Origin of the sequence: Dinoroseobacter sp. S375 (assembly GCF_049800775.1) — a bacterium.
GTDB lineage: Bacteria > Pseudomonadota > Alphaproteobacteria > Rhodobacterales > Rhodobacteraceae > Dinoroseobacter.
Window position 1 is genome coordinate 169356 of record NZ_JBNAFR010000006.1, and the last position, 11158, is coordinate 180513.

The 11158-nt window shown below is 63.8% G+C and carries 12 protein-coding genes; 9 read left to right on the forward strand and 3 right to left on the reverse strand.

Translation table 11 applies throughout. The features are described 5' to 3' along the window. Positions 1–185 precede the first annotated feature (185 nt). Both rpsB and tsf read left to right on the forward strand, forming a co-directional pair. On the forward strand, positions 186–962 hold the full coding sequence (gene rpsB, locus ACP150_RS14710; protein WP_424967420.1) for a 30S ribosomal protein S2: 777 nt from the start codon (positions 186–188) through the stop codon (positions 960–962). A gap of 90 nt (positions 963–1052) precedes the next feature. Continuing rightward, positions 1053–1925 (forward strand): translation elongation factor Ts, encoded by an 873-nt coding sequence (gene tsf, locus ACP150_RS14715; RefSeq protein ID WP_424967421.1) that lies wholly within the window; start codon positions 1053–1055, stop codon positions 1923–1925. A gap of 305 nt (positions 1926–2230) precedes the next feature. On the opposite strand, the gene ACP150_RS14720 is transcribed toward tsf, so the two are convergent. Next, positions 2231–2977 (reverse strand): LuxR family transcriptional regulator, encoded by a 747-nt coding sequence (locus ACP150_RS14720; RefSeq protein WP_424967422.1) that lies wholly within the window; start codon positions 2975–2977, stop codon positions 2231–2233. Further along, a complete protein-coding gene (aroQ, locus tag ACP150_RS14725) occupies positions 2974–3417 on the reverse strand; it encodes a type II 3-dehydroquinate dehydratase (RefSeq protein WP_424967423.1) in 444 nt (147 codons plus the stop codon). The genes ACP150_RS14720 and aroQ overlap by 4 nt, the downstream gene beginning before the upstream one ends. A gap of 189 nt (positions 3418–3606) precedes the next feature. On the opposite strand from aroQ, the gene otnK reads away from it, so the two are divergent. Genes otnK through ACP150_RS14740 form a run of 3 tightly spaced genes read left to right on the forward strand, consistent with a single transcriptional unit; the run spans position 3607 to position 6280 of the window. Next, on the forward strand, positions 3607–4869 hold the full coding sequence (otnK, locus tag ACP150_RS14730; RefSeq protein WP_424967424.1) for a 3-oxo-tetronate kinase: 1263 nt from the start codon (positions 3607–3609) through the stop codon (positions 4867–4869). After that, positions 4866–5516 carry an aldolase gene (locus ACP150_RS14735; protein ID WP_424967425.1) on the forward strand — a complete coding sequence of 217 codons (651 nt, stop codon included), beginning with the start codon at positions 4866–4868 and terminating at the stop codon, positions 5514–5516. Before otnK ends, ACP150_RS14735 begins: the two co-directional genes overlap by 4 nt. Continuing rightward, positions 5513–6280 carry a hydroxypyruvate isomerase family protein gene (locus tag ACP150_RS14740; RefSeq protein WP_424967426.1) on the forward strand — a complete coding sequence of 256 codons (768 nt, stop codon included), beginning with the start codon at positions 5513–5515 and terminating at the stop codon, positions 6278–6280. Before ACP150_RS14735 ends, ACP150_RS14740 begins: the two co-directional genes overlap by 4 nt. Before the next feature lie 171 nt (positions 6281–6451). Here the strand turns inward: ACP150_RS14740 and ACP150_RS14745 are convergent, their stop codons facing one another. Continuing rightward, complete coding sequence (locus ACP150_RS14745; protein WP_424967427.1) at positions 6452–7078, reverse strand: helix-turn-helix domain-containing protein; 627 nt, start codon at positions 7076–7078, stop codon at positions 6452–6454. Between the two features lie 65 nt (positions 7079–7143). Here ACP150_RS14745 and ACP150_RS14750 point away from each other — a divergent pair, with 65 nt between their 5' ends. From ACP150_RS14750 to ACP150_RS14765, 4 genes are all read left to right on the forward strand, one after another. Continuing rightward, positions 7144–8664, forward strand: coding sequence for a class I adenylate-forming enzyme family protein (locus ACP150_RS14750; RefSeq protein ID WP_424967428.1), 1521 nt, complete (start codon positions 7144–7146; stop codon positions 8662–8664). Then, positions 8651–9298, forward strand: coding sequence for a DsbA family oxidoreductase (locus ACP150_RS14755; RefSeq protein ID WP_424967429.1), 648 nt, complete (start codon positions 8651–8653; stop codon positions 9296–9298). Before ACP150_RS14750 ends, ACP150_RS14755 begins: the two co-directional genes overlap by 14 nt. 77 nt (positions 9299–9375) lie before the next feature. Next, positions 9376–10584, forward strand: a complete 1209-nt coding sequence (locus ACP150_RS14760; RefSeq protein ID WP_424967430.1) for a multidrug effflux MFS transporter — start codon at positions 9376–9378, stop codon at positions 10582–10584. Positions 10585–10602: 18 nt separating this feature from the next. Next, positions 10603–11151, forward strand: a complete 549-nt coding sequence (locus ACP150_RS14765; RefSeq protein WP_424967431.1) for a hypothetical protein — start codon at positions 10603–10605, stop codon at positions 11149–11151. Positions 11152–11158 lie beyond the last annotated feature (7 nt).

An 11158-nucleotide genomic window follows, 5' to 3' on the forward strand; every position in this document is an offset into this window, starting at 1 on the left:
CGGGATGGCCATGGTGCAGGATCACCCGAAGCAGGCAGGGGTTGCAATCCCGCGCGGACCGCCGTACACGACGCGCACTTCACAGGAGGGGCTGGGGCCCTTGAGGGAGACATCCTCAAGACGTCCGCCGGTTGAGCAACAGCTCTATGGCCCCTCTCAGGCGCAAACCGGAAAGGAACTTTGGAATGGCGCTTCCCGATTTCACAATTCGCCAGCTGCTCGAGGCAGGTGTGCACTTTGGTCACCAGACCCAGCGTTGGAACCCCCGCATGGGCCCGTATATCTACGGCGACCGCAACGGGATCCACATCCTCGACCTGACGCAGACCGTCCCCATGCTGGACCAGGCGCTGCAAGCCGTGCGCGACACCGTCGCCAAGGGCGGTCGTGTTCTCTTCGTTGGCACCAAGCGTCAGGCCCAGAAGCCGATCGCCGAAGCCGCAGAGCGCTGCGCGCAGTATTACATGAACCACCGCTGGCTGGGTGGCACGCTGACCAACTGGAAAACCGTGTCCAACTCCATCGGGCGTCTCAAGTCGATCGACGAGGCCATGGAATCGGGCTTCGAAGGTCTGACCAAGAAAGAGCGCCTCGGCATGGAGCGTGACCAGGGCAAGCTGCAGGCCTCCCTGGGCGGGATCCGCGAAATGGGCGGCGTGCCGGATCTGATCTTCGTCATCGACGTCAAGAAAGAAGACCTGGCGATTGCCGAAGCCAACAAGCTGGGCATTCCGGTTGTGGCGGTCGTGGACACGAACTGCTCCCCCGATGGTGTGGATTACGTGATCCCGGGCAACGATGACGCGGCCCGTGCCATCGCGCTCTATTGTGACCTCGTGGCCCGCGCGGCGCTGGACGGCATGTCCGCACAGCTTGGGGCCGCCGGCGTCGATCTCGGCGAGCTCGAAGAGGGCAGCGTCGAAGAGGCGATTGCCGAAGAGCCCGCAGCCGCCGAAGGCTGAACGGACGGGGCCTCGCCCCTGTCACATCACTGACATGCGGACCGGGCACATCCCGGTCCGACCCGTTGATCAATTTCAGGAGAAACCAAAATGGCGATCACCGCTGCATTGGTAAAAGAGCTGCGCGACAAGACCGGCGCCGGCATGATGGACGCGAAGAAAGCGCTGACCGAAAACGACGGCGACATGGAAGCGGCCGTCGACTGGCTACGCACCAAGGGTCTGGCAAAGGCCGCCAAGAAGTCCGGCCGCACCGCGGCAGAGGGCCTCGTGGCCGTCGCTGTTGACGGCGGCACCGCCGTCGCGCTCGAAGTGAACGCGGAAACCGACTTTGTCGCCAAGAACGCCGAGTTCCAGGGCATGGTGTCGAGCTTTGCTCAGGCCGCTCTGACCGTGGACAGCGTCGAGGCGCTGAAAGCGGCCTCCGTCGAAGGCGGCACCGTCGAAGAGGTCCTGACCTCGAAGATCGCCACCATCGGCGAGAACATGTCTGTGCGCCGCATGGCCAAGGTCACCGGCGAGAGCGTCGTGAGCTATGTCCACAACCCGGCCACCGAAGGCATGGGCAAGATCGGCGTGCTGGTCGCGCTGAACGGCGCCGATAACGGCATCGGCAAGCAGATCGCCATGCACGTGGCTGCGGCCAACCCGGCCTCCCTCGGCGAGGCGGATCTCGACCCGGCCCTGCTGGAGCGTGAAAAGAACGTTCTGACCGAGCAGGCCCGCGAATCCGGCAAGCCCGAGCAGGTCATCGAGAAGATGATCATCGGCCGCATGAAGAAGTTCCTCTCCGAGGTGACCCTTCTGGGTCAGGCCTTCGTGGTGAACCCGGACCTGACCGTCGAAGCGGCGGCAAAGGAAGCCGGCGTGGAAGTGACCGGTTTCGTGCGCCTCGAAGTGGGCGAGGGGATCGAGAAAGAAGAAGAAGACTTCGCCGCCGAAGTGGCCAAGATGAACGCCTGATCCAGGCCATCATCAGAAGATCGAGGAGGGGACCCGTTGCGGTCCCCTTTTTCATGGCGCAGGTACGCTGCCGAGGGTGCGCTGACGTTTCAGATCCGGGGTAAAGATGTCGGCTGAGCGGAGTTGATCAATATTCTCCCCCCAGCCGACGTGTCTTCAGGTGACGAATAAATAACTGCCGCCACTCCTAGGACGTGCTCCATGGCCTAAAGCCACCACTCACGGAACATCACGACACTGCCACCAACGGTTCTGTGACGAAAGTGTGGAAAACCTTACCTATTGGTCAAATTCATAGAATTGATCTATCTGAGCGTGAAGATCTGGTTTTGAACAGAAGCCTTTAGCACGGCCTGCGCCGTGGTTTGCGCGTTCATCGCTTCGCGCGCGAGGCGCAAGTGTTTTTCGACTGTTGCCTGTTTTCGGTCTATTAACAGACAGATTTCCGGGATTGTCTTGCCCTGCGCAACCCACTCCAGCACTTCTCGTTGACGCTTGGTCAGGCGATTCGAGTCCCGCGCCGGAAGCTTTGTGACAGTCAGGTGCATGACGCGATTCATCAAAATGATCTCTGGGCCATGCGCGTCCCAGATCGCGTCGAGATCATCCTGGGACTGGCCAGACGCACCGGTCAGGCTGATCGCGCCGATCCCACGATGGGACAGATTGCGGAAGCTGATCGTGTACCCGGCGGTGATGCCGAATTCGCGGTTGAGGCTCTGGATCGGCGAGGCCGGGCTGCCGTTCATCTCGGCGATGTCATGTCCGGCGATTTCGCGCCAGCTGAGGGCGCCATCACTGGCTTCGGCCCACTGGATCACCGGGTCCGCGCGCAAGAGATCCTCGGCGAGATACCGGTCCAGATAGTCCGGGTCGTGGTTGCTCAGGATCAGGGCATCCTGTCGTTCTCCGAAGGCGGCCGAATTGGCCAGCCGCGAATATCCGTACAGCAATCGGTCAAATCCAAACGCCCCCATCTGCGCGCAGTGCTGTGTCCACACAGCGTCGACAGAGGTCGCAGACACCAATTTTTGCAGGTGATCGAGCGTCAAGTGACCTCCTTTCGCAGATGCGAAACCAACCCGTCCAGGGCCAACTCATAGCCCTTGGCGCCAAAACCGCAGATCAGGCCAAGCGCCACCGGTGACAGGTAGGAGGTATGCCGAAAGCTCTCGCGCGCATGGATGTTCGACAGATGCACCTCGATACAGGGCAGCGATACGGAGGCCACTGCATCCATCAGCGCGATGGATGTATGGGTGTAGGCCCCGGCATTGATGATCAACCCCGCACTCCGCGTGCGGGCCTCGTGGACCTGATCCACAAGCGTGCCTTCGTGATTGCTCTGGTGAAAGGCGATGGACACATCCAGCGCCGCGGCCTTGGCGACGCACATCGCCTCGACATCCGCGAGCGTGGTCGACCCATAGACCTCGGGCTGGCGGGTTCCCAAAAGGTTGAGGTTTGGGCCATTGAGAATCGTGATGTGCATAGCTCGTCCGGGGTCCAGGCGCGAATTCAGTCTTAACCTGTTAACAGACTTCCTCGCCAAGTCGAAGTTTTTTGCTGCGCGGCCAGAGGGATACTGCCGAACACGGTGGTCCGCGCCCCCTTGTGGAGCGCTCGGACGAATGTCACTCTGCGCGCGGGAGACGCGGGAGCGTCCAAGGGGAGGATGAAGATGGGCGCGGTTCTGGGCTGTATCGCTGACGATTTCACGGGCGCAACGGATCTGGCGGGGCTGCTCGCGCGCAGCGGGGCAGCCGTCAGTCTGCGGATCGGGGTGCCCGATGCCAGCGAGGCGGAAACGGCCGCTGAGTTCGAGGTGATCGCCCTGAAATGCCGGACGGCCCCCGTGGATGACGCCATTGCCAGTTGCCGCGCGGCGTTGGGCTGGCTGCAGCACGCTGGCGCGTCGCGGTTCTTCTGGAAATATTGCTCCACCTTCGATTCAACGCCCGAGGGCAATATCGGCCCCGTGGCCGAGGCGCTGATGGGGGATCTCGGCGCGACCCAGACCATCTATTGCCCCGCATTTCCCGAGAATGGGCGCTCGATCTTCATGGGGAACCTGTTTGTGGGGCAGCAACCGCTCCATGAAAGCCCGATGAAGGACCATCCCCTGACGCCCATGCGGGATTCGAACCTCATGCGCCTGCTTGCGCCGCAAGTGCGGGGCGAAGTCGGCCTGATCGATCGTCTGACCGTGGCCAAGGGCCCCGAGGCCCTGCGCGCGGCTCTGGCACAGCGTGCCGCCGAAGGCGTCGCGCATGTGGTCGTGGATGCCGTGGCCGATGCAGATCTCGCGATCATTGCCGAGGCATGTCAGGACATGCCGCTTTTGACCGGCGGCAGTGCCGTCGCGCAACCGCTTCCCGCGCTCTATGCCAAGGGGCAGGGGGCGCCGCAGCGCGGGTCCGCGCCGTCCGTCCCGGACGGCGCCCTTGTCCTCTCGGGCAGCTGCTCGCAAATGACGCGCGCGCAGGTGGCCGCCTATCTCGGTCAAGCGCCGGGCTTCAAACTCGATCCACTGCAGCTTGCGAGGTCCGGCCATGGCGCGGCCCTCGACTGGCTCAAGGCACAATCCGCATCCGCGAACCCGCTGATCTATGCCACCGCCGAACCACAGGAGGTTCGCCGCGCCCAGTCCGAGCTCGGTGTGGCCGCTGCTGGCGCGGTGGTCGAGGACGCGCTTGCCGCTCTTTCCGTCGCCGCGCGCGATCTTGGAATCCGCCGCTTCGTTGTTGCCGGTGGCGAAACCTCCGGCGCGGTTGCCAGTGCGCTTGGCGTCACCCGTCTCGATATCCGCGATGAAATCGCGCCAGGCGTGCCCTGGTGCTTTGCCAAAAGCAACGGATCCGACATCGCCATCACCCTGAAATCCGGCAATTTCGGCGCCGAGAGTTTCTTTGCCGATGCCCTCGCGCAGCTGGACGCCGCATGAGCACCGAGGCCACTCTGCGGGAGCAACTTTGCCTGCTGGCGAAATCCATGTTCGACCGCGGCCTGACCGGCGGCAGCACCGGAAACATCTCGGCCCGCACCGAGGATGGCGGACTTCTGGTCTCGCCCACGGGTACAAGCTTCGGGCGGCTCGACCCCGGTCGTCTCAGCCGGTTCGACGGGCAGGGGCGGCTGATCTCGGGCGATAAGCCCACCAAGGAAATGCCATTGCATACAGCGTTTTACGATACGCGCAGCACCGCAGGCGCCGTGGTACATCTGCATTCCTGTCATTCGGTCGCGCTCTCCATGATGCCCGACGTGGACCCGGACAACTTCCTGCCGCCGCTGACACCCTATGGCATCATGAAACTCGGCAAAGTGAAACTCCTGCCGCTGTTCCTGCCAGGGGATCCGGCCATGGGGGATGCGGTGCGCGGGCTTGCTGGCAAGCGCAGCGCGGTCATGCTCGCCAATCACGGGCCCGTTGTGGCCGGCAAGGATATCGAGGCGGCCTGCAATGCCATAGAAGAGCTTGAGGCCACAGCCCAGCTCGCCATGATGACCCGCGGCCTCAACCCGCGCGCCTTGACGCCGGAACAGATCACCGATGTCGTCACGCGCTTTGATGTGGAATGGGATGCATGAAATTTTCGGCCAATCTAGGGTTTCTCTGGACCAACAATACATTACCGGAGGCAATTCACGCTGCGCATAAGGCTGGATTTCAGGCTGTGGAGTGCCATTGGCCCTATGATACGGACCCGTCCTTGGTCAGGACCGCACTGCAAGAGACCGGCCTGAGGATGTTCGGTCTGAACACCCGGCGCGGCGATGTCGCTGGCGGCGAGAACGGCCTGTCGGCGCTCGTGGGACGCGAGACGGAGGCGCGCGCGGCCATTGATGAGGCCGTGACATACGCAACGCAGATCGAGGCGGGCGCGATCCATGTCATGGCCGGGTTTGCCGAAGGTCCCGAGGCGCATCGGTGTTTCGTCGAAAACCTGAGATATGCGTGCCGCGCCGCGTCCGAGGCTGGGATCACCATTCTGATCGAACCTCTGAACCGCTATGATGCGCCGGGTTATTTCCTGCAAACCACGGCCCAAGCGTCTGACATCATTTCTGAGATTGATCTGCCAAACCTCAAGCTGATGTTCGACTGCTACCATGTGCAACTCATGGAGGGCGACATCACGCACAAACTCGGCGCGCTGCAGGACATCATCGGGCATATCCAATTCGCCAGCGTCCCGGATCGCGGCACGCCGGACCATGGCGAGCTTAACTACGCCCATGTCTTCGCTGAAATCGATCGGCTCGGATGGGACATGCCGCTGGGCGCGGAGTACAAGCCTCAGGGCGCAACCGAGGACAGCCTTGGGTGGATGAACAAGCTTGGGCGGCCATAGGCGCAGCACAAATTGCGACGAGCGGGTGCTGTAAGGCGTTGTAATTCAACAGCTATAAGCGCTGACGCCGCCCAACCTGATCACCCGTATATTTACATAATACGGATTACAGGACTCTTGTATGCCCAGATAAGGCCTCATGACCCATAGCTCCCGCCGTAAAACGCGACCTCAGGCCATGGACGTGACCCAGAGGATGCTCGCATCCTCCTCGCTGGTCGAGATCACGTTATGCCCCATGGAGGCGTCGTAATACGCACTGTCGCCCCGGCGCATATCCACGGGCTCGTAGAATTCGGTGATCAGCCGGATCGCGCCGGTCAGCACATAGAGAAACTCTTCGCCGTCATGGCGCACCCAGCCGTCGAACTCGTCGAAGCTGCGCGCCCGTACTCGTGCCCGGTATGGCAGCATGTTCTTCTTTGTCAGGCTCACCGCCAGAAGCTCATGTTCATAGGTCGCCGTGGGATGCGGCTCACCATCTTCGCGGCGCGTGACGGACATGCGGCCATTCACCTGCGCCTTGCGCGGCGGTGTGAAAAGCTGCGGAACGGAAATCTCGAGCCCATCGGCCAGCTTCTTGAGCGCCTCATAGGTCGGCGACATCTGCCCGTTCTCGATTTTCGAGAGCGTCGAGCGCGCCAATCCGGCCTGTCCAGCGGCCTGTTCCAGCGTCCAGTTCCGCGCCTTGCGCAATTCGCGCACGCGCACGCCGAGATTGAGCGGTTCCACCGGCGTGCTATCGCCGCTTTCGCGGGCCAAACGGATCAGACTGGGTTCGGTATCGGGCTTGGTCATGGGCGCATTGTCCGGAATTGCGCGGCGACTTGCAACCGCCCGGCGCGCAGCCTAGCACCGATGACATGAGTTCCACGCCCCAGATCGACCCGCTCGCACCCTGCCCTGCGCCGTTCAACCTCGCGGCCTATGTGCTCGATCCGACGGTAGCCCCCGGCGCGAAACACGCGTTGGAGCTCTGGTCTGCGACGGGTGTGGAGCGGTGGAGCTATGACCGGTTGCGGGCTGCTGTGGCCGACACCGCGCAGGCACTGCGCGCGGCCGGGTGCGTGCCGCAGGACAAGATCCTCATGCGCATCGGTAACACGGTGGCCTTTCCCATCGTCTTTCTGGCCTGTCTCGCAGCGGATCTGGTGCCCGTGCCGACCTCGGCGGCGCTGACACAAGAAGAGATCGACTGGATCGCAGAGGATCTGAACCCGGCGCTCTGCATCTGGGATGGTGAGACAACCAAACCTCGGGGCATGCCCGCGCTCCTCTCCGAGGACCTGAGAAACGGCGCGCAAGGGTCAGATTTTCAACCTGTTTTCGGGGATCCGAACCGGCTGGGCTATGTCGTTTACACCTCGGGCAGTTCCGGTCGCCCGCGGGCCGTGGCCCATGCCCACAGGGCGATCTGGGCGCGGCGGATGATGTGGCAGGGTTGGTACGGGATGGGCCCCGAGGACCGCATCCTCCATGCCGGGGCGTTCAACTGGACCTATACGCTGGGCGTCGGCCTGATGGATCCCTGGGCCATGGGGGCAACCGCCCTCATCCCGGCAGCAGGGACAGACACCAGCGCCCTGCCCGCTCTCTTGCGCCAGAGCGACGCGACGATTTTCGCTGCCGCACCGGGGGTTTATCGCCAGATGCTGCGGGCGGACAGCTTTCCGGCCCTGCCCAGACTGCGCCATGGCCTCTCTGCGGGCGAAGCCCTGCCGCAGGCCAGCCGCGAGTTGTGGCACGCCAAGACCGGAACGGAGATTTACGAAGCCCTGGGCATGTCCGAATGCTCCACCTTCGTGTCCGGCGCGCCGGGACGACAGGCGCCCGCGGGTGCTGCGGGCTTTGCTCAGCCCGGACGCCGGATCACCACCCTTGGCGCAGACGGCACGCCCACCCTGGGTCAGCCCGGGCGGCTCGGCATCCATCGCAGCGATCCGGGGCTGATGCTGGGATATCTGGAGGCCGGAACGCCCAAGCTGCCCCTGTCCGGGGAGTGGTTCGACACCGGCGACATGGTCGAAATCGATGCGGACGGCGCCCTGCGCTATCTCGGGCGCGGCGATGACATGATGAACGCGGGCGGCTACCGGGTCTCTCCCCTGGAGGTCGAACGAGCCTTTCAGGGGATGGCAGGCATGTCCGAGACCGCCGCGGTCGAGGTTGAGATCAAACCGGATGTGACGGTGATCGCGCTCTTTTACGCAGGCCCTGCCCCGCTGCCCGAGGCCGATCTGCGCGCGGAGGCCGCGCAACACCTGGCGGTTTACAAGCAACCGCGGCTTTACATTCACCGGGAAACGCTGCCCAAGGGGGGCAATGGTAAACTGAACCGCCGCGCCCTGCGGGCGGGTTTCGAGGCCCCACATGATCAAGCTTGATATCCTGTCCGACCCGATCTGCCCTTGGTGCTACATCGGCAAAAGCTATCTCGACCGCGCGATGGCCGAAGCGCCGGACCACCCCTTCACCATCGAATGGCATCCGTTTCAGCTGAACCCAGACATGCCGCGCAGGGGGATGGAGCGGCGCACCTATCTTGAGGCGAAGTTTGGCGGACCGGACGGTGCCGCCGAGGTGTATGGCCGGATCGAGGAGACCGCCAAGCAAGCCGGGCTCGACATCGATTTCGCCGCGATTAAGCGGACGCCGAACACCCTGGACGCGCACCGCCTGATCCACTGGGCCGGGCTCGAAGGGCGGCAGATCGCCATGGTCTCGCGCCTGTTCACGGCCTATTTCCGCGAAGGGCTCGACATTGGCGATCTGGACGTGCTCTGCGCCCTCGCCGAAGAGATCGGACTCGATGCGGCCGTGACGCGGACCCTGCTGGAGGGGGATGCGGATGCCGAGGATATCCGCGCCCGCGACGCCCATGCCCGGCAGCGCGGCGTCTCAGGCGTGCCGACCTTCGTTCTGGCCAACCAGCATGTGCTGAACGGCGCGCAACCCCCTGAACTCTGGACCAAAGTCATAGACGAGCTGAAGGCGCAGATCCAGGCGGCCCAGGACTAGATCCGCGCAATCCGACGCAGCATATGGCGCGGCGCGATCAGGCGTGTTAGCGATCCGGGAATCCACCGGAGCCTGAAATGCCCCCGCCCCGCCTGTCCCAGCCGGAGTTCATCGCCCTTATGGCGATGCTCTTTGCGACGATCGCGTTTTCCATCGACGCCATGCTGCCCGCCCTGCCCGAGATCGCGGCAGAGCTGACGCCCGAGGATGTGAACCGCGCGCAATTGATCGTCACCTCCTTTGTCTTCGGCATGGGGTTCGGCACATTGCTGGCCGGACCGCTCTCGGACAGTTTCGGGCGCAAGCCGGTGATCGTAGCCGGCGCGATCCTCTATTGTGCGGCGGCGGCATTGGCCTGGGCGGCGCAATCGCTGGAGCTCGCGCTGATTGCCCGGGTGGTTCAGGGCATCGGGGCGGCGGGGCCGAGGGTCGTGGCCATCGCCATGGTGCGCGATCTCTATGTCGGGCGGCATATGGCGCGGATCATGTCGCTGGTCTTTCTGATCTTCGCCCTGGTGCCTGCCATCGCGCCGAGCCTGGGCGCGCTGATCATCCATTTTGCCGGGTGGCGAGCGATTTTTGCGGCCTTTATCGGCTTTGCGGTCTTCTCGGTGGGCTGGATGATGATCCGCCAGGCCGAGACCCTGCCCGTGGCCGCGCGCAGGCCCCTCTCCATGCGGAGCGTTGCGGGCAATGTCGCCGAGGTGCTGCGCGACCGCGTCGTGCGCCTGTCGATCCTCGCGCAGACCATGTCCTTTGCCACGCTCTTTGCGACCCTGTCCTCGACACAGCCGGTCTTTGACGTGACCTTCAATCAGGCCGAGACCTTCCATCTGTGGTTTGCCGCCATCGCCGTTCTGGCCTCCAGCGCCAGTGCCATCAACGCGCGCCTCGTGGTGCGGCTGGGCATGCGCCGGATGGTGCGCGCGGTGCTGACGGGACAGATCCTGATCTCGGCGGTATTCCTGCTGGTGAGCTGGGTCGGCTGGCCCGAAGCGCTGCATCTCTGGGCCTATTTCCTCTGGGTGACGAGCGTGTTCTTCATGGCGGGCATGACGCTGGGCAATCTCAACGCCATCGCGATGGAGCCCATGGGCCATATCGCGGGCACGGCGGCCTCGGTGGTCGGATCGCTCTCGACCATGGGGTCGGTCTTGCTGGCGGTGCCCATCGGGTTGTTGTTCAACGGCACGCCTATCCCCGGGGTCGCCGGGGTGCTTGTGCTCTGCATCGGCGCGCTCTGGGTGATGAAAATCCTCGGCTCGCGCGGTGAGGCGCCCGCCTGAGCACAGGGGACCCCACACATGCGGAGCGCACTTTCGCTGCAATGCCGCATCCGCCCGATCCAGCCGCGCCTGCGCTTGAAATCGCGCTGGAAACTCGACACTCTCAAGGCCACAGATATGTCTATCGGTCAGGATGATCCCATGATGAAATCGACGGCTTTGGCCCTTGTCGCAGCCCTTGGCCTCAGCGTTCCGGCGCAGGCGGACCCGACCATCGGGTTTGGCTTCACCATGGCCTTTTCGGGCGGCGAGCCGAATGCGGGCGTGGGCGTGCGCCTGTTCTCGGATGACGAGCAGGACAGCACGGTCGGCAGCCTCGGGGTCGATTACATGTTCCGCACCCGTGTCTTCCGCCCGACGGTCGGGATCGCCTATCTCGATGAGGATTACTATCTCGGGCTGGATCTTGGCTATGATTCCGCGCTCAACCTGCTCGATTTCGGGGTGAGCGGCGGGCTGGTGGACACCGAAAGCCCCCGCCGGCGCAGTGCCCCTGCGGGCGGTGACGATGGCGATGACGGCGGCGATGCCCTGCCCATTGATGGCGGCGGCGACCTGATCGACTAAGCCGACC

Bases quoted from the DNA above. Each gene is read 5' to 3' on its own strand.
- ACP150_RS14745 (WP_424967427.1), bottom strand. From the start codon at position 7,078: ATGACCAAGCCCGATACCGAACCCAGTCTGATCCGTTTGGCCCGCGAA.
- aroQ (WP_424967423.1), bottom strand. From the start codon at position 3,417: ATGCACATCACGATTCTCAATGGCCCAAACCTCAACCTTTTGGGAACC.
- ACP150_RS14750 (WP_424967428.1), top strand. From the start codon at position 7,144: ATGAGTTCCACGCCCCAGATCGACCCGCTCGCACCCTGCCCTGCGCCG.
- ACP150_RS14740 (WP_424967426.1), top strand. From the start codon at position 5,513: ATGAAATTTTCGGCCAATCTAGGGTTTCTCTGGACCAACAATACATTA.
- tsf (WP_424967421.1), top strand. From the start codon at position 1,053: ATGGCGATCACCGCTGCATTGGTAAAAGAGCTGCGCGACAAGACCGGC.
- ACP150_RS14765 (WP_424967431.1), top strand. From the start codon at position 10,603: ATGCGGAGCGCACTTTCGCTGCAATGCCGCATCCGCCCGATCCAGCCG.
- otnK (WP_424967424.1), top strand. From the start codon at position 3,607: ATGGGCGCGGTTCTGGGCTGTATCGCTGACGATTTCACGGGCGCAACG.
- ACP150_RS14760 (WP_424967430.1), top strand. From the start codon at position 9,376: ATGCCCCCGCCCCGCCTGTCCCAGCCGGAGTTCATCGCCCTTATGGCG.
- rpsB (WP_424967420.1), top strand. From the start codon at position 186: ATGGCGCTTCCCGATTTCACAATTCGCCAGCTGCTCGAGGCAGGTGTG.
- ACP150_RS14735 (WP_424967425.1), top strand. From the start codon at position 4,866: ATGAGCACCGAGGCCACTCTGCGGGAGCAACTTTGCCTGCTGGCGAAA.
- ACP150_RS14755 (WP_424967429.1), top strand. From the start codon at position 8,651: ATGATCAAGCTTGATATCCTGTCCGACCCGATCTGCCCTTGGTGCTAC.